Origin of the sequence: Nonomuraea terrae (genome assembly GCF_044465245.1) — a bacterium.
Lineage (GTDB): Bacteria > Actinomycetota > Actinomycetes > Streptosporangiales > Streptosporangiaceae > Nonomuraea > Nonomuraea terrae.
Window position 1 is genome coordinate 246822 of record NZ_JBITLL010000002.1, and the last position, 18390, is coordinate 265211.

The window sequence follows — 18390 nt, forward strand, 5'->3', positions numbered from 1 at the left end:
CGGACGCCAGATCCCGCACGCTCTCAGGAGCGTCGGCTCAACGGCTGATCTCGGTTGCTGAACTGGTCAGTGACTGGCTCGGGCGGCCTTCGGCCGTGCGCCTCGGGTACGACCAGCGCCATCCGCCCGCCCTGAGCTGCGCACGAGGCCGCCGGTGCGCCTCCGCGGCCGCTCGGGCGTGGGCACGGGCCGCGTCCTCGTCGCCGAGGCGGCGGGCCAGCCGCTCCAGGACCAGGTGGGTGGAGCCCCAGCAGGCGGTTCCCATGCCGGCCACGACGAACTGGTCCGCGTAAGGCGCGAGGCGGTCATAGAGCGCACGAGGGCCCGGAACGCCGAGGTGGGCGGCGACCAGGCCCCAGACCGGGAGGAGGAAATCGGCGACCCAGTCGTCGGGGACGTGGGTTCCCCACCGGTCGATCAGCTCGCGGGCCAGCGCGGGACGGTCCGCCTCGACGGCCGCGAGCACGGCGACGGGCCGCAGGGGTAGGAGGTGCGGCTCGTCGGCGGCGGCCAGCAGCTCGTCCAGGATCTCGGGGACGCGGCCTTGGGCGCGGCGGCAGGTGAACGTGGTGACCAGGCGCCGGAACGGCCTGCCCCACAGTGTCGATCCGAACCGCATGTCGCCGTACCTGGCGAGCAGCTCTTCGGCGTCGTCCCACCTGCCGTCGAGGGTGGCGCGGGCGGTCTCGGCGATGCGGACCATCGCCAGCAGCTCCGGACGCGGCCGCGTGCCCAGCAACGCCTCGCAGCGGGCCAGCTCGCGGTCCCAGCCGGGCAGGTCGCCGTCGCGCAACAGGCAGGACATCAGGAAGACCCGCGCCATCACCTCGCCGCTCGCCGGGAGCCCGGGCAGGCCGGCCAGCTCTTCGGCCACCGCGCGACGCTCGGCGTTACGGCCGGGGCGGAACGCGGCGAGCAGGTAGTTGTTCATCGTACGGGCCAGGAGCGGCGTGTCCCCGGCCCGGCGTGCGAGGCCGACGGCCTCGGCGGCGTGACGCTCGCCTTCGGCGCTGCGCGGGCCGTAGTGCAGCTCCAGAGCGAGGGCGCCCAGGAGCCCGGCGCGGTCGGCGTCCGGGAGCGGGCCGTCCAGCAGGTCCTCGATGACGGTGACCAGGTCGTCGTCGACGACGCCGTACGGGCGCCAGTTCCACAGGGCCGGTCCGCCGATGGCGGTGACCGCGGGGATGAGCGCCTCCCGGTCGCCGATTGCGCGGGCCAGGCGAATCGCCTCCTCCCAGGCGCGCAGCGCGTCCTGCGGCCGTCCGGCGGCGCGGTGGGCGTGTCCCATCTCGGGGAGAACGCGGGCCCGTTCGCCGTCCCGGCCAGGCGGGAGCGCCGACAGGGCCATGGTCCAGAAGTCGACCGCCTCGGTGTACGCGAGCTGGCCGATGGCGTGCCTGGCGGCGCGGGAGGCGTACTTCACCGTCTTGTCCGGCTGGCCCAACCGGCCCGCCTGCGCGAAGTGGTGCGCCAGCGTGGCGGACTCCGATTCCGGCAGAACGGGTTCCAGCGCCTCACCTGCCCGCAGATGGAGACGTGAGCGTTCCAATCGGGTGAGCCCGGCATAGAGCGCCTCGCGGACGAGGGCGTGCGAGAACCGGTAGTCGGCCCCGGACTCCGGCTCGGCCAGCAGGCCGGTCGCGACGGCGGGCTCAAGGGCCGCCATCACCTGCTCCGCGGTGGTGTCGGTGACGGCCTCCAGCAGGTCGATGCCGAGGTCGCGGCCGACGACCGCGGCGGCCGCGAGCATGGCACGCGTCTCCTCGGGCAGCCGGGCGACCCGGCGTCCGATCACGTCCCGTACGCCGCTCGGCACTTTTCCCTCGCTGCCGTGCAGGCGCAGAACCTCCCCCAGGAAGAAGGGGTTGCCGCCGGTTCGCTCCAGCAGCGCCTCGACCAGGCCCGGCTCTTCGGCGACCTTCCTGGTACGTAGGTACGACGCCACGTCGTCGGCCGTGAACGCGGGCACCTCCAGCCTTTCGCCGGACCGCGACAGCACGGCCAGGGTGTCGCGCAGCGCATCGGGGTGGTCGCCAGGCTCCGGACGGCAGGTGACGAGGACGAGCAACCGGTGGCGGGCGGCGGACTCCGCGACGAAATCCAGCAGCCGCAGCGACGACACGGCCGCCCAGTGCAGATCGTCCACGACGACCGCCAAGGGCGACTCTTCCCGGGTCAGGACGTCCACGACCTGCTCGTACAGACCGAACAGCGCGGCGGCCGGATCCTGCTCGGGCACCGGCGCCGTTCCGGAGAGCAGGCCGGAGACGTCTCCGGCCGCACGCAGGATCTGCGTCCACGGCCAGAACGCCGGTGCGGTGCGGTCCGCGCAGCGCCCCCAGGCGACCCGGAAGCCGCGCGCCGCGGCGAGTTCGGCGGCCGCGCTCGCCAGCCGGGTCTTGCCGATTCCCGCCTCGCCGGTGACCAGGACGACACCGCCCCGGCCGCGCCGCGCCTCGCTCAGCCGCAGCTCCACCAGCTCCAGCTCGGCCGACCGCGCGATGAGGCCGTCCGGCTCCGGCGCGGTGACGACGACGGGGGCGGCCGGTTCCGGCACGGGAAGGCGCAGCTCCGGCGCCTGGTCGAACACCGCCCGTTCCAGTTCCCCCAGGTCGGGTCCGGGGGTCAACCCGAGGTCGTCGGCCAGCCTGGCACGCACCCGGCGCAGCGCGGCCAGCGCGTCGGCCTGCCGGCCGGCCCGGTAGAGCGCGCGTACGAGCAGCGACCAGGCGCGCTCGCGGTAAGGCCCGTCCTCGACGAGTGTCTCCAGCCCGGGGACCAGGGACGCGGCCTCGCCCAGGGCCAGCCGGGCGTCGAAGCGGTCCTCCAGCGCGGTGATGCGTGTCTCGGCGAACCGGGTGACGACGGGCTCGGCGAACTCCTGATCGGCGAACTCCCCGAGGGGATCGCCCCGCCACAGATCGAGGGCCCGGTCGAGGGACTCGAGGGCCTTGTCGTGCGCGCCTCTGGCCAGCGCCGCCCGGCCCTCGTCCGCCCACGCGACGAACCGCCACAGATCAACCTGTCCCGGCGCGACGGCGAGCAGGTAGCCCGGTTCGCGGGTCAGCAGGACGTCCGGCGGCGTGCGCGGCGGCCGATCGGGTTCCAGGACCTTGCGCAGGTGAGCGATGTAGGCCTGCAGGGTGCGGGTGGCGCGGGCGGGCGGGTCGCCGGCCCACAACTCCTCGATCAGCCGGTCGAGCGACACCACCCGCCCGGGTTCCAGCGCCAGCATCGCCACCAGGGCGCGCTGTTTGCGCGTGCCGAGATCCAGCACACCCCGCTCGCCGCCGGGCACCTCAAGAGGGCCGAACAGCCGGAAATCCAACCGCGCCATATCGCCGCCAACCCTACGGCACCTCAACTCGATCCCAACTCGATGCCAGCCCCGGCCGGACATGATGCAGCCATCCACGAAATATCAGCGACGAAAGGCAATAAGTCATGAACATTGGGGACGAACTGCGCGGCGTCGTCCGCGGCACGGTGCTCGCGGCGGGCGACGAGGGGTTCGAGCAGGCGCGGCGGCCCTGGAACCTGGCGGTCGAGCAGCACGCCCTGGCCGTGGTGGAGGCCGCCGACGCCGATGACGTGGCCGCCCTGGTCCGGCACGCGAGTCTGGCCGGGCTGACCATCGCGACCCAGCCCAGCGGCCACGGAGCCGGCGGCGACACCGGTGAGGTGATCCTGCTGCGTACCACCCGCCTGGACGAGCTGGACATCGATCCCGGCGAGCGGATCGCCCGCGTGGGGGCGGGCGTCACGTGGGGGAGTGTCCTGGAGGCCGCCGGCGCGTACGGGCTCGTCGGTCTGGCCGGCAGCAGTCCGGTGGTCACCGTCACCGGCTACACCCTCGGCGGCGGCCTCAGCTGGTTCGGCCGCAAGCACGGCTTCGCCTCCCAGAGCGTGTGCGCGTTCGATGTCGTGGACGCCACCGGCGCCCGCGCCCGCGTGACGGCCGAGACCGACCCCGACCTGTTCTGGGCGCTGCGCGGCGGCGGCGGCGACTTCGCCATCGTGACCGCGATCGAGTTCGCCCTCCACCCGGCGCCGCGCCTGTACGGCGGGCGGCTGTTGTGGCCCGCCGACCACGCGGCGGCCGTCCTGGACGCCTACCGTCAGATCACCGGAACCGCCCCGGACGAGCTGACCCTCTGGTACGACCTCCTGCGGTTCCCCGGCGCCGCCCCGATGGTCGCGGTCGACGCCACCTTCCTCGGGGACGGCGGCGACGCCGAGGCCCTGATGAGCCCGCTGGACAAGATCCCGGAGCGGCTCTCCGACTCCCGCGCCATGCTGCCGATCGCCCGGCTGGGCTCCATCACCGCCGAACCGACCGACCCCGGCCCGGGCCAGTCCCATGCCGAGCTCCTGACCGGCCTGACCGACGAGGTGGCGGCGGCGCTCCTGCGGCGCCCGATCGACCCGCTGCTCAGCGTCCAGCTGCGCCACCTCGGCGGCGCCCTCGCCTGCCCGTCCGGCACACCGGCGGGGCACCTGGACGAGCCGTTCGCCCTCTACCTGTTCGGCGTCCCCGGGCAGGACGGCGGCGCCGCCGTACGCGAGCGCCTGCGTCAGATCGCCGGCACGCTCGTCCCGCACACCAGCGGCCGCAAACCGTTCACCTTCCTGGCGGCGGGCGAGCACGCCGCGAGCGCCTTCACCCCGGACACCCTGGCCCGGCTCAGGGCACTCAAGCGCGCCCGCGATCCGCGCGGCACCTTCCGCAGCAACTTCCCCGTACTCGGCGTCAGCGGAGGTGGACGGGGAGGGCGGTCAGACCGTTCATGATCAGGGATGGCGTCCTGGTCAGGGTGTCCGCCGGCGCCGCCAGGCGGAGGTCCGGGTAGCGGTCGAGCAGGGTGCGGAACACGATGCGGGCTTCGACCCGGGCGAGCGGCGCGCCGACGCAGTAGTGGATGCCGTGCCCGAAGGCGACATGGGTGGGAGCCTCGCGGGTGATGTCCAGGGTGTCGCCCTGCGGGAACTGCTCCTCGTCGCGGTTGGCCGCCATCAGCGCGAACAACACCCCCGCGCCCGCGGGCAGCGTCACCTCGCCGATCTCGACGGGCTCCACGGTCCAGTACGGCAGCGAGCTCTGGACCGGCCCGTCGTAGCGCAGCAGCTCCTCGATCGCCGGTTCGAGCAGTTCGGGACGGGCACGGAGCAGGGCGAGCTGGTCCGGATGGGTGAGCAGGGCCCGTACGCCGTTGCCGATGAGGCTGACCGTCGTCTCGTGGCCGGCCAGCACCAGCAGGTAGATCATCGAGGTGAGCTCGTCCTCGGTGAGCCCCTGGCCGTCGTCACGGGCGGCGATCAGGTCGGAGAGCAGGTCGTCCTGGGGGGCGTGGCGCTTCTTGGCGATCAGCTCGCGGCTGTACCGGAGCAGCGAGGTGGCCGCGTCCTGGTACTCCTCGAAGCTGTAGACGCCGGGGGAGACGGTCGGGGTCGCCCACGCGTGGAAGTCGGTTCTGTCCTCCTCGGGGATGCCGAGCAGATCGCAGATGACGGAGATCGGCAACGGGTACGCCAGCGCGGAGACGAGGTCGACGGTCTGCTCGCCTTCGGCCGCGGTGAGCAGCTCGTCGGTCTTCTGCTGGATCCGCGGGATCAGCTTCTCGACCCGTCGCCGGGTGAACGTCGCCATGACAAGCTTGCGCAGCCGGGTGTGGTCGGGCGGGTCGCTGTTGAGCATGGTCGTGTGGATGCCGCGGGCCACGTCCTCGGGCAGTTTGTCGGCGTACACGGCCGCTTTCCAGCCGCCCTTGACCAGCCGCGGGTCGGCCATCAGCGCCTTCGTCACGGCGTAGTCGGTCACCAGCCACGCCTTCACGCCGGTCGGCGCCGTGACGTGATGGACGGGGCCCTTGGCGGCGAGTGCGGCGTAAATCGCGTGCCGCTGCTCGTCGAGCACGGCGGTGAACGGGCTCGGCCCGGTGTCCACGGGCGGGAGTTCAGACATGATGGTCCCCAGTGATCAAACTGATTGAAAACTGGAATATACCGACAGGCCTGATGGGTGCTCGGCACCGGCTCCCACCGTGGCCGGTCAGCCAGGCACCTTGGCCAGGAAGGAGCGCAGGTTGGCCCGCGTACGGGCGACCTTCTCCTCCAGGGTGAGCGACTCCTCCACGGCCGCGCCTCCAGCGGCCTGCCGCTTGCCGCGGGTGTAGAGGGAGCAGGCGAGGTCGGCGCACATGTACTGGCCCACGGTGTTGCCCTGACGGCCCGCCTCGCCCGTGCGGCGCGCGGTCATCAGCGCCACGCCGCCGCTGGTGTGCGTGGTCAGGCACAGCGAGCACATGCTGCGCGAGGTGAAGGCACGGGAGGCGCCGGACGTCACCCGCAAGGCGATCCCCACGAGGGAGTCGTCACGCTCGGCGACCAGATACGCGCGTGCGGGCGCGCCTGGATCCCGCCAGCCGAGGAAGTCGAGGTCGTCCCACGGCAGGTCGGTGAAGCCCCTGGGCAGGCCGAGCCGCTTGGCCTCGCCTCTGGAGCAGTTGACGAAGGACGCGCGCAGGTCCTCTTCGGTGATGGGTTTCATGGGCGGGCACGCTAGCCAGTCCTAACGATAGTATGCAAACGATTAAAGCCTTTAAGGAGACTGCATGGCACGTGCGGGCGTGACCACGGAACGCCTGACCCGGGCGGCGGCGGACCTGGCCGACGAGATCGGCTTTCAGAACGTGACGGTCTCGGCGCTGGCGCGCAGGTTCGGCGTCAAACCCGCGGCTCTGTACTCCCACGTCAAGGACCTGCAGGACATCAAAGTGCGGGTGGCGTCGCTGGCTCTGTCGGAGCTGGCCGACCGGGCCGCCGAGGCCCTGGCCGGCCGCGCGGGCAAGGACGCGCTGACGGCTTTCGCCAACGCCTACCGCGCCTACGCCAGGCGACATCCGGGCCGGTACGCCGCGATGCAGATCGAGCTCGACTCCGAGGCCATCGACGTCGCGGCGGGGGTCCGGCACGCGGAGATGACGCGGGCGATCCTGCGCGGCTACGACCTGGCCGAGCCCGACCAGACCGACGCCGTACGCATGCTGCACAGCACGTTCCACGGATACGTGAGTCTGGAGACGCAGGGCGGCTTCCGCCGTCACCCGCGCGATGCGGACGCCTCCTGGTCCAGGACTCTGGACGCCCTCGACGCCGTTCTGCGGAACTGGCCGCCGGCGGGATGACGGCCGGCGCCCATCGCCACGGCGAGGGCGTCAGGGGCCGATGCCCAGGAGTTTGCCGAGAAGGGTGCTCAGCTGAGCACGCTCCTCCGGCGTCAGCGAGCGGAAGGTGTCATCGAGGAAGGCCGGGACCGACGTCTGGGCCTGGGCCAGCCGTCGCCGGCCCGAGTCGGTGATGGTGACGGCGTAGGAGCGGCGGTCGCGGGGGTTGCGTTCCCTGTGGACGAGATCCTCCTGTTGCAGGTCGTCGCAGATGCCCACCATGACGCTGCGGTCGATGCGCAGCTCCTCGCTGAGCGTCTGCTGGGAGCAGGGGCCGACGGCGTCGAGCATCTGGAGCACGAGATGCTGCCCCACCCCGAGCCCCGTCTCGGCGGCGTGCGCGTCGGCGGGGGCCGACATCTTCCTGCGCGCCCTGCCGCTGACCACCGCCCATCCGTTGACCGGGCGCGACGTGTGGCGCATGAACTACCACCGCGGCTCCACCGAGCGGGTCTTCGACGGCCTGCGCCACCTGGCCGACAACATCCACCGGGTGCCGGCGTTCGTCATTCCTGGCGTGGAAGGACGCACCGACAACGCGCCCGTGGCCGTGCAGGCGGGGGCGTGGGGTTCGATCCGGCCCGCCGTGTGGAGTTTCATGCTGGCCGCACGGGCGCGTGGGCTCGGCACGGTGTGGACCACCGCGCAGGGACCGCTCGAACGCGAGCTGGCCCAGGTGCTCGGCGTGCCGTACGAGGAGGTCATGCTGGCGGCGTTCATCCCGCTGGCCTTCACCATCGGCACCGACTTCAGGCCCGCTGCCCGCATTCCGCGCAAGGAGGTCCTGCACTGGGATCGGTGGTGAGCGGGAACATCTCCCCGCCTCCCTCCAGGCAAAGGACACGCACGAGGGCGGTCAGTGCTTCTGGTAGTGCTCGGCGAGGGTGGTGAAGGCGGCCTTGGGCTCCCAGGGCATGTCGGGATAGGTGGAGCCGTGGCCGGTTTCGAGCACCTTGACGATGCCGGGGCTGGCCAGGTCGAGGTCGTCGCGGGGGTCGCCGTCCGGGCGGTGCACGTGGTCGTAGAGGGCGAAGAGGAAGACGAAGGCGCTGTCGACCCCTTCCGCGTCGAAGAGCTCCAGCAGTTCGCGCAGGTACGCGGCCTGGCCGTCCTCGTCGCGCTCGTAGCGCCCGTTGAGCCGGAGCGGCCTGCCGGTCTGCTCGTCGTACTCGACGATCTCCAGGATGCGGGCGCCCATGTCGCCGGCGCCGCGGAAGGCGGAGGAGCCGAACTCCGTGATCGCCAGGGGCTTGCCGCTCTGCGTCACGAGCGTGCGGACACCCTCGGCGAAGCGGCCGGCGACCTCGGCCGAGCGGTAGAGGTCCACGGAGACGATGTCGAACGGCGTCCAGTCCACGCGCTCGAGCGGGATGGAGGCGTAGGTGATCCGGCCGCCGAAGCGCTCGCGGACGAGCGCCGCGGCCTCGGCCAGGAAGTCGTTGACGCCCGCGCTGATCTCGGCGACCCGCTCGCGCAGGCCGTCCGGCCGGGTGAGGAGGGCGACGCGTTCGTCGGTGGTGTCGCCGGGCAGGAAGCCCGGGTTCATCAGGCTGAGCTCGGCGCCGGTGACGAACACGACCTCACAGCCCGGCCGCCGCAGCCGTTCGGCCCGGTCGGCGCAGTCGGCGAACAGCGCCAGCATCTCCTCGCGGGCCAGCTCCAGCGGGTACGGCGAGAACCAGACCTCCAGCCCGAGCCCGGCCGCGAACGTGGCGGCGGTCTCCATCCGGTCGGGGTCGCCGCCGGTGACGCGGACGGCGGTGCAGTGCAGGTCGTCGCGGATGACGCGCAGCTCCCGCTCGACCAGCTTCGGGTCGAAGCGCTCGCGGGCGACGGTTGCGCCGCGGACGAAGCCGGTGTCGTAGGTGATGCCCTTGGCACGCATACGTGGGTGTCCGTTCCATCGAAGATAAGGTACGTTTAGTACCTTAATTGCCGCGGGGAAGGTGTCAAGGGCAGGATTGCGAGGCACCGTCCGTACCGATGGGGGAGGTCCATGACGCAGACGCGCAGGCGCGGCGCCGCGCTGGAGGAGGCGATCCTGCGCGCCGCGGTCGAGGAGCTCACGGAATCCGGGTACGCCGGGCTGACCATGGACAAGGTCGCCCAGCGCGCCGGCACCAACAAGAACGCGATCTACCGCCGCTGGCCCAACCGCCTCGCGCTCGGCGTCGCCGCGTACCGGCGGCTCACCACCGCCGTCCAGCCGCCCGACACCGGCGACCTGCGTGAGGACGCGCTCGAACTGCTGCGCCGGGCGAACCGCCACTGGAGCTCACCGCTGGGCGCGATCCTGCGCGAGCTGATGGCCGCGGCCGGTGGCGCGGCGGAGTTCTTGGCGCAGCTGCCGGAGCAGTCCACCGACACCATGGCGGCCACCTGGCTGACCGTGCTCGGCCGCGCGGTCGCCCGCGGCGAGGCGGCCCCGGAGGCGCTGCACCCACGGGTCGCCACGGTGGCGATCGTGCTGCTGCGCAACGAGTTCGTGGTGCGGGGGGCGCCCACCGCGCCCGACGAGGTGCTCGTCGAGATCGTCGACGAGGTCTTCCTGCCGCTGGTCCGGCGGCGCGGTATTGACAGCGCGACGCCGTCATTGTGAACTCATGTTCATGAACGTTCATTCATGATCGGAGCTCGCGATGGCTGTGCGTAACACCGAGCAGTACACCGCGTGGAACGGGCCAGAGGGGCAGGCCTGGGCGGCGGGGGCCGAGCAGGACCCGTCCGAGGCCGAACTGATCGACCGGCTGCTGGACGCCGCCCGCGTCGGGGAGCACGACCGGGTGCTCGACATCGGCTGTGGCGCGGGCGTGTCCTCCCGCGCCGCCGCGCGGCGGGCGGCGCGGGGACGGGTGCTCGGGGCCGACCTGTCGGGGCCGATGCTGGAACGCGCCCGGCTGGACGCGGCGGGGATCGGCAACGTCGTGTTCGAGCAGGCCGACGCCCAGGCGCATCCGTTCCCCGAGGGCGCGTTCGACGCGGCGATCAGCCAGTACGGCGTGATGTTCTTCACCGACCCGGTGGCCGCGTTCACCAACATCGGGCGGGCCCTGCGGCCGGGCGGGCGGCTGGTGTTCGTGGTCCCGCAGCCCGCCCAGGAGTGCGAGTGGTACGTGGTGCCGGTCGCCGCGCTGCTGGGCATCGCGCCGCGCCCGCAGGCCGTGGTGGCCGCGTACCCGGGGCAGGCGCCGGCGATGTTCGCGTTGTCGGATCCCGTCCGCATCCGGCAGGTGCTCGCCGCGTTCGCGGACGTCTCGATCGAGGCGCTGCACGTGCCCCAGTGGTTCGGGCGCACGCCGGCCGAGGCGGCCGAGGGCTTCCTGAGCAGCGGGCCGACCCGTTACCTCCTCGAACGCGACGCGGCGCTGACCAGGGAGGAGGCGCACGCCAGGCTCAGCGCCGCGCTGGCGCCGTACGCGGGGGACGGGGGAGTGGTGCTGCCCGGCGCGCAGTGGCTGGTGACCGCGCGGTGGACGGGAGGTGCGGCGGCGCGGTGATGTGCCCGAGGAAGGCCGCCGCCCTGCGCGACGCCGGCGAGGTGAGTCTGCGCGACCACCTGGTCGCCACAGCCGAATGTCTCATCCGGCGGCGCGGGCTGGCCCGGCTCACGGTCCGCGACATCGCGCGCGAGGCGGGCGTGGCCGACGGGGTGCTCTACAACCACTTCTCCGCCAAGGAGGAGCTGCTGGCCTACGCCCTGCGGGCCTGCGTCCGGTCCGCGGGGCTCGCGCTCGGAGATCCGCCGCGGGCCGGTGAGGGAGCCGTCGAGGACGGTCTGCGCGCGTACGTCCACTACGGGCTGGCGTTGCACGCGAAGCTCCTGCCAGTGCTCGCCGAGCTGCCCGCGCAGCCGAAGGTGCTGGCCCGGTTCGCCGCGCTGACCGCGGACGATCCGCGCTGGGAGCTGCGACCGGCGCTGGCCGGCTACCTGCGCGCCGAGCGGGAGCTCGGCCGCATCGCCCCGGACGCCCGGGTCGAGGCCGCCGCCACCATGATCGTCGGGGCGTGTCACGAGGTGGTGCTCCCGCAGGTGTTCGAGCGGACGGCCGGGCCGCTGCGCGTGCCGCCCGGGTTCGTCGACGATCTCGTGGCCACGGTCCTGGACGGCATCCGCGCGTGAACGCTCAGGAGAACGCACGGCGGGCGCAGGCGACCAGCTCGCGCACCGCCGGGCCCGGCTCGCTCCGCCACACCAGGGCCAGCAGGGCGGGCGTGTCGACGTCGGTGATCGGCAGGGCGGTGAGCCGGTCGGCGTAGGCGGCGGCCATCGACTCGCTGAGCACGGCCACCGCCATCCCACGCGTGGCCAGGGCGGCGATCGCGTCGGCGGCTCCGGCCTGCAGCGTGATCGCGGGCCGCAGCTCGCGGGCGGCGCAGGCCCGGTCGAGCACCGTGCGCAGCCCGGTCCCGCGCGGCATGCACACCAGCGGGTACGCCACCAGCTCCGCCAGCGTCACCGCCCCGCTCCCGGCCAGCGGATGCATGGCCGGGACGGCGGCGACCAGCCGCTCGCTCACCACGGTGTACGCCTCCAGCCCCTCGGGCGGGGCGCTCGCCGCGCCGATGAGCGCCAGGTCGACGGCGCCGCCGCGGACGTCGTCGGCGAGGCGGTCGGAGGCGTCCTCCAACAGCGTGATCTCCACGCCTGGGTGGGCGGCGTGGAAGGCGGCGAGCGCGTCGAACAGCGGCGTCACCGTGCAGCCGACCACCATGCCGACGGTGAGCCGGCCACGGATGAGCGCGGCCACCTCGCCGACCGCCTGCTCGACGGCCTCGGCGGCGGCCAGCGCGGCGCGGGCGTGCCCGAGCGCGGCCCGGCCGGCGGGGGTGAGCGTGGCGGTGCGGCTGGAGCGGTCGAACAGGTCGGCGCCGAGCTCGTGTTCGAGGCGGCGGATCTGGGCGCTGACGCCGGACTGGCTGATGTGCACCCGCTCGGCGGCGCGCGTGAAGTTCTGCTCCTCGGCGACCGCGACGAAGTACTCCAGCTGCCTCAGTTCCATAACCGCAGATTCTAGTTTCCATGAAAAGCATCTGTTCGACTTCTGATACGGGCGTCCGCAAGGCTGGAGCCATGGAAGAGACGCAGGAGAAGGCCATGCGGCCAGAAGACATCACCCGCCTGTTCGTCGAGCGGTCCAACGCGGGCGACGCGGCCGGGGTGGCCGCGCTGTACGAGGAGGACGCGGTGCTGGCGTACCCGCCGGGCAGTGTGACGGTGGGCCGGGAGGCGATCCGCAGGTTGTGGGAGAAGGTGCTGGCGGGGCGGCCCACGTTCGAGCCGGAGACGCCGCTGCCGACGCTGGTCTGCGGCGACCTCGCGCTCACCTCGACGCCGCCGCGCGACGGCGCGGGCGCACGGGCCCAGGTGGTTCGGCGCCAGCCCGACGGAAGCTGGCTGCGCGTGATCGACCAGCCCGAGTTCGTGACGCCGTCAGGAGGGTGAGCCGCGTTCGGCCACCAGCCGGACGGCCTCGGCCTGCGCGGGCGTGAGCCCGATCGACCGCGCAGGCGGGCTCAGCGGAGGTGACCGTACAGGAACGTGTGGATGCCCGCGGCGACTGTCTCGGTGAGCTCTTCCGGGGACAGAGAGGCCTGATGCGCCGGCAGTTCGGCTGCGATCAGCAGCAGCAGGTGCAGCGCCGCGCGGTCGGGGTCGTCGATCCGCAGCAGTCCGCGGTCGGCCAGCTGTCGCAGATGACCGGCCAGCTCGCGGCGGACACGCCGCGGCCCGGTCTCCTGCCAGGCGTCGATCGCCTCTTGGGGGATGTGGCCCGCCTCGGCTTTGATCTGTTCGACCAAGGAGAAGTGGGCGGCGCTGTCGGGCCGCGGCGTCACCCAGTCGCGGCCGAAGTCGATGAGGTCGGCCTCCAGGTCGGTGACCTTGCGCAGGTGGCGGTCGATGACGGCGATCTGGACGTCGGCCGCCCGGGTGGCGCTCTCCTGAATCACGGTCAGGAACAACTCGGTCTTGTCGGCGAAGTGGTTGTAGATGGTCCGGGTGGACACGCCGGCCTCGGCCGAGATCGCGTCGATGCTGGCGCGGGTGTAGCCGTCGCGGGCGAACACCGTCAGGGCGCCGTTCAGGATCGCCTGCCGCTTGCCGGCCAGCCCCCCGCGAGGGCGCGGCGTCGTGCCGTTTTCCCTGGTCATCAGGATCCTCCAGCATAATTACAGTCATCGTTTTACTTTTTACAACGCACGTTGTACTTTACCTCATGCCCCCGCGACACACCATGAGGAGAAACGCCCATGATCAGGATCGCCGTCGTCATCGGCAGCACCCGCCCCCGCCGCCGGAGCGCGGTCGCGGCCCGCTGGGTCGGCGAGGTCGCCGCCCGCCACCATGCCGTCACCGCCGGAGAGGCGACCTTCGAGATCGTCGACCTGGCCGAATACGGCCTCTCCGTACTGGATGAGCCCGTGCCCGCCCTGTTCGGCGACTACCACCACGCGCACACCCACCGATGGGCCCAGACCATCTCCTCTTTTGACGGTTTCGTCTTCGTCACCCCCGAGTACAACCACTCGGCCCCGGCCGCGCTGAAGAACGCCGTCGACTTCCTGTTCGCCGAGTGGAACAACAAGGCGGCCGGCTTCGTCAGCCACGGCGTGCACGGCGGCGTGCGTGCCGTGGAGCACCTGCGGCAGATCATGACCGAGCTGCAGGTGGCCAACGTACGCACCCAGGTGGCGCTGTCGGCCTTCACCGATTTCGAGATCACCGACCCCGCCGAGCCGGGCACGATCGCCCCGGGACCACATCAGGAGCCGACGCTGAACGAGTTGCTTGACGAGGTCATCGCCTGGTCGGGAGCCCTGAAGAAGCTCCGCGCGCCCGCCGGTCCGGCGGTGGCGATGTGAGCATGCGCCACCGGTTGCCGGGCCGTACCGGGCCGGCGCTCTGCGGCGAGGCCACTGCCGGGCTCGACGGAAGGCGCCTCCCATGAGCGTGGTGGTCGCCCACCGACGTCAGGGCCGGCCGGCGGTGACCTTGGCCGCGGTGCTGCTGGGCTTCCTCACCCTGCCGATGCTGATGTCCGGCACGACCGTCGCGCTGCCGCGAATCGGCGTCGACCTGCACGCCACCGGACCGGCCCTGCAGTGGGTGCTCGTCGGCTACTTCCTGGCCGCCTCGTCACTGATGCTGGTGGCCGGCTCGCTGGGTGACCTGTTCGGACGCCGTCGCGTCTTCGCCGTAGGCGCCGTCCTTTACACCGCCGGAGCCGGGGCCGGCGCCCTGGCAGGCGACATCATCCTGCTCAACGCGGCCAGGACCCTGTCGGGGATCGGCGCGGCCGGCGTGATGGCCGGTGGAGGCGCGATCCTTGGCGCCGGCTTCAGCGGAACGGCCCGCACCCGGGCGTTCGCGGCCATGGGCACCACCGCCGGAGTCGGCTTGGCCGCGGGCCCCACCCTGTCCGGTGTCCTGGTGGATTCGCTCGGCTGGCGGACCACGTTCGCCGTCTTCGCCGCCGCGGGCATCCTGCTGTGGGCGGCGACGTGGTTCATGCCGGAATCCCGGGCGGCTGACCGGCGCGGGCTCGACCTGCCGGGCATCCTCACCCTCATCGGCGCGCTCGCGCTGGTCATGTTCGGGGTCAACCAGGCAGCCGAAGCGGGATGGGGCGACGTGCGAGTACTTGGGCCCATCGCGGCCGGGGCGCTCCTGCTGGCGGTCCTCACGCTGATCGAGCTCCGCAGCCCCCACCCGGTGCTCGATCTGAGCGTGCTGCGCGACCGGAGGTTCATGGCGTGGTCGCTGGCCGGCCTGTTCGTCGCGGCCGGGCCTGCCGGAGTGGAGATGTACCTGCCCATCTACCTGCAGGGCGCGGTCGGCTCCTCGGCCCGGTCCGCGGGCCTGACCATGCTGATGCTGACCGCCCCGGTTCTGCTCCTGCCGCAGGTCGCCGGCAGGCTGGTCGACCACGGCATCCCAGCACGGATCCTCATCACCCTCAGCCTGCTGCTGATCGCGGCCGGCAACGCGTGGCTCACCGTGCTCCACCCCGCCATCACCGCCCTCGGGCTTCTCGGCCCGTTGGCCACCATCGGCATCGGCCTGGGGCTGGGGGCCGGCCTTGCCGACGCACAGGCCCTCCACCAGGTGACGCCTGACCGCATCGGCATGGCCACCGGCCTGCTCAACACCATCCGCGCCGGTGGCTCCACCCTGATCGTGACAGGCTTCGGCACCGGCCTCATCACCCTGCTCCAGTCGCGGCTCGGGGCCGCAGAGCCCGCCGCCCGAGTCGCCGCAGGGGATCTCACCGGCCCGGACAGGGCTCTGGATGCCGCCCTGTTCACCGACGCCTGGCAGCTGGCGCTCTCTTCCGTCGCCGCCGTGTGCGCGGTGATCGCCCTTGCCGTCTGGATCTTGCTGAACCCGTCCCGGCGACGACCCCCCGCCGGTCGCCCCTTCCAGCCCTGACTCCCTGCCACGGCGGAGCCGAGTCGGCAACCGTACGTCGCCTGGACTCGCCGGGAGTGCGGAACCTGCGCGGGTACAGGCGCCGAACGGTCTGCATTGCAAACCTCGCACCCGGGTCCTAGACTGCGAGCAAGGTCTGTACCGCAAACCGGAAGGTCCGATGGTCAACTCATACGAACTCGATCGCCTCGATCGCATCCGCCGATCCACCGCCGAGTACGCTCAGCGCCGAGGGCTCTATCTGGCCGCCTTCGGCCTCATCGTCGGGTCCTTCGCGTTCGACGGCGTCCGGGAGAACCATGTCCCCCCCGTCCTGCTCTTCGCCGTTCTGCTCGCCGCTGTGACCCGCTACTACCGCGGGACCTTCGGCACGGTCATCCCGCGGCGCGACGGTGCCAGGTTCCACGCCTTCTGGCTCATCCCTGTGCTGCTGTCGGGCGTGCTCGTGGTGGTCACCGCCGCCAACGTCGCCGGGACGCCCGGACATCTCACCGGCGGTCTGATCTTCGCCGTCTTCCTCGCGCTGATCGGCGGACCACCCTGGCCTGGGCGCGGACACTACCCTGCCTCGGCCGTGGCGCTCATGGCCCTCACCCTGGCCCCGCTCGGCGTGCTCACCCCGTCGGGAGAGCACCCCTTCGCCTCGGCCGATCCCCTCTGGCTGCTCCTGGCCATCGGCGCGCTGCTCGTCGTCAACGGCCTGCTCGACCACCGCGCTCTGGTGCGCTCGCTTCCGCGACCTGCCGGCGAGGAGGAATGAGGTGGGCACCCCGTTCGCGGACATGACGGAGATCGACCGGCTGGTCCACGATCCCTCCCGGCTGGCGATCACCAGTGCGCTGTCGGCCTGCGAAAGCGCTGACTTCCTCTACCTCCAGCGCATCACCGGCCTGTCCAAAGGAAACCTGTCCAGCCATCTGGCCAAGCTGGAGAAGGGCGGAGTCGTCAAGATCGACAAGACCGCCGAACGCCGTCCCCGAACCGTCGTCAGCCTCACCGAGCCCGGCCGTACCATCGTCGCCGAACATTGGGACCGGCTGGTACGCCTGCACGAGGCCGCCCGCGCCTGGGTCCCCTCCGAGGCCTGAATTTCCCCTGACGTGACCTTCTGCAGTGCCGGTGGAAGACTCCGACGTCAAGCCGGGCGCAGCGCCTTGAGCGCGAGCTCGACCAGGGCGTCGGCGTAGTCGGCGGTGAGCGGCCCCGAGCGCAGCAGCCAGCGCTGGTACAGGGGCGCGTACAACAACTCCAGCGCGAGGTCGAGGTCGGCGTCGGCGGCGATCTGGCCCGCCTGCTGGGCGCTGCGCAGCCGGGCCTTCTTGGCCTCGTCGACGGGGCCGGCCACTTTTTCGCGGTAGAGGGCGGCCAGCTCAGGGTCCTGCAGGATCTCGGTGTTGAGCGCCCGGATCGGCGCCTCGAAGCCCGGGTCGGCGAACTCGGCCACCGTCGCCCGCATCACCGTCTTGAGGTCGGCCTCGATGTCGCCGGTGTCGGGCAGCGCCACGCCGTCGTCACCCTCGCTGAGGGTCAGCACCGCGTCGAAGACCACCGCTCCCTTGGAACGCCACCAGCGGTAGATCGTCTGCTTGCCGACGCCGGCCCGCGCGGCGATGGCCTCGATGGACAGCTTGGCGTATCCGACCTCGGTGACCAGCTCACGGGCGGCGGCGAGGACGGCTTGGCGGGAGCGCTCGCTGCGCCGGGACGGGTCGGGTTGCTTGGCCATGAGGGACAGCCTAGCACCATCACAAGACGAGACGGTCCGTCTTGGATTTGACGAGAATAAATGAGTGGCACGGCGCCGGAGGTGGTCGTTAATGTCGGACACGAAGAAAGACGGGGCGGGTTCGAATTCCGCTTCACGGTGAATTACTCAGGGAAAGGCCGGGCCATGCGGATCGCACTCGAGCGGGAACTCCGCTGTCGCCGATGCGCCGCACCGGCCAGGCAGGCTTCGGGATAATCCACGCCAGGACATCCGAAGGCCGCCAGGTGAGAACCAGGCGGCCTTTTCTTTTCCGCACGTCAAACCGCCGTGGGCCGATGGTGAAAAGGCATCACACCTGCCTTGCACGCAGGAGTTCGGGTTTCGAGATCCCGTCGGTCCATTCTCGCGTCCGTGGCCCAATGGCAGAGGCACCGGTTTAAGGAACCGGACGGTGCGGGTTCGAATCCCGCCGGACGTACGCAAGGCCCCGTTGGTCCAGCGGTCAGGACGCCCGGCTTTCACCCGGGAAATCGCCGGTTCGAGTCCGGTACGGGGTACGGCTCCATAGCTCAGTGGACAGAGCGCCGGTCTACGAAACCGGGTCCGCCGCAGGTTCGAGTCCTGCTGGAGCCACGCATGCGCGAGCTGGGCACACGGTGAGCCCACCCGGCTGTAAACCGGACGCTTCGGCTGTGGCGGTTCGACTCCGTCCTCGCGCACGTTCACCCCGACACGATGGGGGCCGGGGCGGCCCGGCGCAGTTCGCGGGTTGCGGAGGAAGGCCTGCAAAGCCTGACCGTGCGAGTTCGACTCTCGCCTGCGTCTCCACACGGGGTTGACAGCGGTCGGTGAACGATCGTGTAATGGCGGTCGCGTCGCGTGCCGCCGCCCGCAGAGGACGGGGGTGGCATGGAGGCGCCGAATCCAAGGGGATGACGCCGTGACCGCTCACTTCATCGGTCGTGCCTGAGCACGCTGCCCCCGCGCGTCGTCCCATGCCTCCAGCGGTGTCGTAACACCCGTCCGCGCCG

Annotated in this window: 19 protein-coding genes and 6 tRNA genes; 17 read left to right on the plus strand and 8 right to left on the minus strand. The window is 71.9% G+C overall.

Annotation, left to right across the window (positions count from 1 at the left end):
* Positions 1-37: 37 nt before the first annotated feature.
* Positions 38-3337, minus strand: coding sequence for a BTAD domain-containing putative transcriptional regulator (locus ACIBP6_RS07375; protein WP_397049741.1), 3300 nt, complete (start codon positions 3335-3337; stop codon positions 38-40).
* A gap of 107 nt (positions 3338-3444) precedes the next feature.
* On the opposite strand from ACIBP6_RS07375, the gene ACIBP6_RS07380 reads away from it, so the two are divergent.
* Positions 3445-4791 carry an FAD-binding oxidoreductase gene (locus ACIBP6_RS07380; RefSeq protein ID WP_397049743.1) on the plus strand — a complete coding sequence of 449 codons (1347 nt, stop codon included), beginning with the start codon at positions 3445-3447 and terminating at the stop codon, positions 4789-4791.
* Here the strand turns inward: ACIBP6_RS07380 and ACIBP6_RS07385 are convergent.
* Positions 4751-5962: a cytochrome P450 gene (locus tag ACIBP6_RS07385; protein ID WP_397049745.1), complete on the minus strand. Its 1212-nt coding sequence runs from the start codon at positions 5960-5962 to the stop codon at positions 4751-4753. The two genes, ACIBP6_RS07380 and ACIBP6_RS07385, sit on opposite strands and share 41 nt — an antisense overlap.
* Positions 5963-6049: 87 nt before the next feature.
* Positions 6050-6547, minus strand: a complete 498-nt coding sequence (locus ACIBP6_RS07390; protein WP_397049747.1) for an FBP domain-containing protein — start codon at positions 6545-6547, stop codon at positions 6050-6052.
* 64 nt (positions 6548-6611) lie between these two features.
* Between ACIBP6_RS07390 and ACIBP6_RS07395 the strand changes: the two genes are divergently transcribed.
* On the plus strand, positions 6612-7184 hold the full coding sequence (locus ACIBP6_RS07395; protein WP_397049749.1) for a TetR/AcrR family transcriptional regulator: 573 nt from the start codon (positions 6612-6614) through the stop codon (positions 7182-7184).
* 30 nt (positions 7185-7214) lie between these two features.
* Here ACIBP6_RS07395 and ACIBP6_RS07400 read toward each other — a convergent pair whose 3' ends face one another.
* Positions 7215-7646 (minus strand): MarR family winged helix-turn-helix transcriptional regulator, encoded by a 432-nt coding sequence (locus ACIBP6_RS07400; RefSeq protein ID WP_397049751.1) that lies wholly within the window; start codon positions 7644-7646, stop codon positions 7215-7217.
* On the opposite strand from ACIBP6_RS07400, the gene ACIBP6_RS07405 reads away from it, so the two are divergent.
* Positions 7645-8028 carry a nitroreductase family protein gene (locus tag ACIBP6_RS07405; protein WP_397049753.1) on the plus strand — a complete coding sequence of 128 codons (384 nt, stop codon included), beginning with the start codon at positions 7645-7647 and terminating at the stop codon, positions 8026-8028. The genes ACIBP6_RS07400 and ACIBP6_RS07405 overlap by 2 nt on opposite strands.
* A gap of 51 nt (positions 8029-8079) precedes the next feature.
* Here ACIBP6_RS07405 and ACIBP6_RS07410 read toward each other — a convergent pair whose 3' ends face one another.
* Complete coding sequence (locus ACIBP6_RS07410; RefSeq protein WP_397049755.1) at positions 8080-9108, minus strand: hypothetical protein; 1029 nt, start codon at positions 9106-9108, stop codon at positions 8080-8082.
* Between the two features lie 111 nt (positions 9109-9219).
* Here ACIBP6_RS07410 and ACIBP6_RS07415 point away from each other — a divergent pair, with 111 nt between their 5' ends.
* The 3 genes from ACIBP6_RS07415 to ACIBP6_RS07425 are packed head-to-tail and all read left to right on the plus strand — an operon-like array spanning position 9220 to position 11343.
* Positions 9220-9822 (plus strand): TetR/AcrR family transcriptional regulator, encoded by a 603-nt coding sequence (locus tag ACIBP6_RS07415; protein WP_397049757.1) that lies wholly within the window; start codon positions 9220-9222, stop codon positions 9820-9822.
* A gap of 40 nt (positions 9823-9862) precedes the next feature.
* Entirely contained in the window at positions 9863-10720 is an 858-nt protein-coding gene (locus ACIBP6_RS07420) for a class I SAM-dependent methyltransferase (RefSeq protein WP_397049759.1), read from the plus strand.
* Positions 10720-11343, plus strand: a complete 624-nt coding sequence (locus ACIBP6_RS07425; RefSeq protein ID WP_397049761.1) for a TetR/AcrR family transcriptional regulator — start codon at positions 10720-10722, stop codon at positions 11341-11343. Before ACIBP6_RS07420 ends, ACIBP6_RS07425 begins: the two co-directional genes overlap by 1 nt.
* 4 nt (positions 11344-11347) lie before the next feature.
* Here the strand turns inward: ACIBP6_RS07425 and ACIBP6_RS07430 are convergent, their stop codons facing one another.
* Complete coding sequence (locus tag ACIBP6_RS07430; protein WP_397049763.1) at positions 11348-12223, minus strand: LysR family transcriptional regulator; 876 nt, start codon at positions 12221-12223, stop codon at positions 11348-11350.
* A gap of 71 nt (positions 12224-12294) precedes the next feature.
* Between ACIBP6_RS07430 and ACIBP6_RS07435 the strand changes: the two genes are divergently transcribed.
* The gene (locus ACIBP6_RS07435; RefSeq protein WP_397049765.1) at positions 12295-12666 is read left to right on the plus strand and encodes a YybH family protein; all 372 of its coding nucleotides are present in this window, start codon (positions 12295-12297) and stop codon (positions 12664-12666) included.
* 71 nt (positions 12667-12737) lie between these two features.
* Here the strand turns inward: ACIBP6_RS07435 and ACIBP6_RS07440 are convergent, their stop codons facing one another.
* Positions 12738-13373 carry a TetR/AcrR family transcriptional regulator gene (locus ACIBP6_RS07440; protein WP_397049767.1) on the minus strand — a complete coding sequence of 212 codons (636 nt, stop codon included), beginning with the start codon at positions 13371-13373 and terminating at the stop codon, positions 12738-12740.
* Positions 13374-13472: 99 nt separating this feature from the next.
* On the opposite strand from ACIBP6_RS07440, the gene ACIBP6_RS07445 reads away from it, so the two are divergent.
* From ACIBP6_RS07445 to ACIBP6_RS07460, 4 genes are all read left to right on the plus strand, one after another.
* Positions 13473-14084 carry an NADPH-dependent FMN reductase gene (locus ACIBP6_RS07445; RefSeq protein WP_397049769.1) on the plus strand — a complete coding sequence of 204 codons (612 nt, stop codon included), beginning with the start codon at positions 13473-13475 and terminating at the stop codon, positions 14082-14084.
* Between the two features lie 82 nt (positions 14085-14166).
* A complete protein-coding gene (locus ACIBP6_RS07450) occupies positions 14167-15651 on the plus strand; it encodes an MFS transporter (RefSeq protein ID WP_397049771.1) in 1485 nt (494 codons plus the stop codon).
* Between the two features lie 160 nt (positions 15652-15811).
* Entirely contained in the window at positions 15812-16411 is a 600-nt protein-coding gene (locus ACIBP6_RS07455; RefSeq protein ID WP_397049773.1) for a hypothetical protein, read from the plus strand.
* 1 nt (position 16412) lies between these two features.
* Positions 16413-16739 carry a transcriptional regulator gene (locus tag ACIBP6_RS07460; protein WP_397049775.1) on the plus strand — a complete coding sequence of 109 codons (327 nt, stop codon included), beginning with the start codon at positions 16413-16415 and terminating at the stop codon, positions 16737-16739.
* Positions 16740-16786: 47 nt separating this feature from the next.
* Here the strand turns inward: ACIBP6_RS07460 and ACIBP6_RS07465 are convergent, their stop codons facing one another.
* Positions 16787-17377, minus strand: coding sequence for a TetR/AcrR family transcriptional regulator (locus tag ACIBP6_RS07465; RefSeq protein WP_397049777.1), 591 nt, complete (start codon positions 17375-17377; stop codon positions 16787-16789).
* A gap of 311 nt (positions 17378-17688) precedes the next feature.
* Between ACIBP6_RS07465 and ACIBP6_RS07470 the strand changes: the two genes are divergently transcribed.
* The 6 genes from ACIBP6_RS07470 (at position 17689) to ACIBP6_RS07495 (ending at position 18187) form a co-directional block, all read left to right on the plus strand.
* A tRNA-Ala gene (locus ACIBP6_RS07470) sits at positions 17689-17759 on the plus strand.
* A 5-nt stretch (positions 17760-17764) separates the two neighbouring features.
* Positions 17765-17837 (plus strand) — tRNA-Leu (locus ACIBP6_RS07475).
* Between the two features lie 6 nt (positions 17838-17843).
* A tRNA-Glu gene (locus ACIBP6_RS07480) sits at positions 17844-17916 on the plus strand.
* A 1-nt stretch (position 17917) separates the two neighbouring features.
* Positions 17918-17992 (plus strand) — tRNA-Arg (locus ACIBP6_RS07485).
* Between the two features lie 5 nt (positions 17993-17997).
* A tRNA-Tyr gene (locus ACIBP6_RS07490) sits at positions 17998-18078 on the plus strand.
* Positions 18079-18113: 35 nt separating this feature from the next.
* Positions 18114-18187: transfer RNA gene (locus ACIBP6_RS07495), tRNA-OTHER, on the plus strand.
* Positions 18188-18390 lie beyond the last annotated feature (203 nt).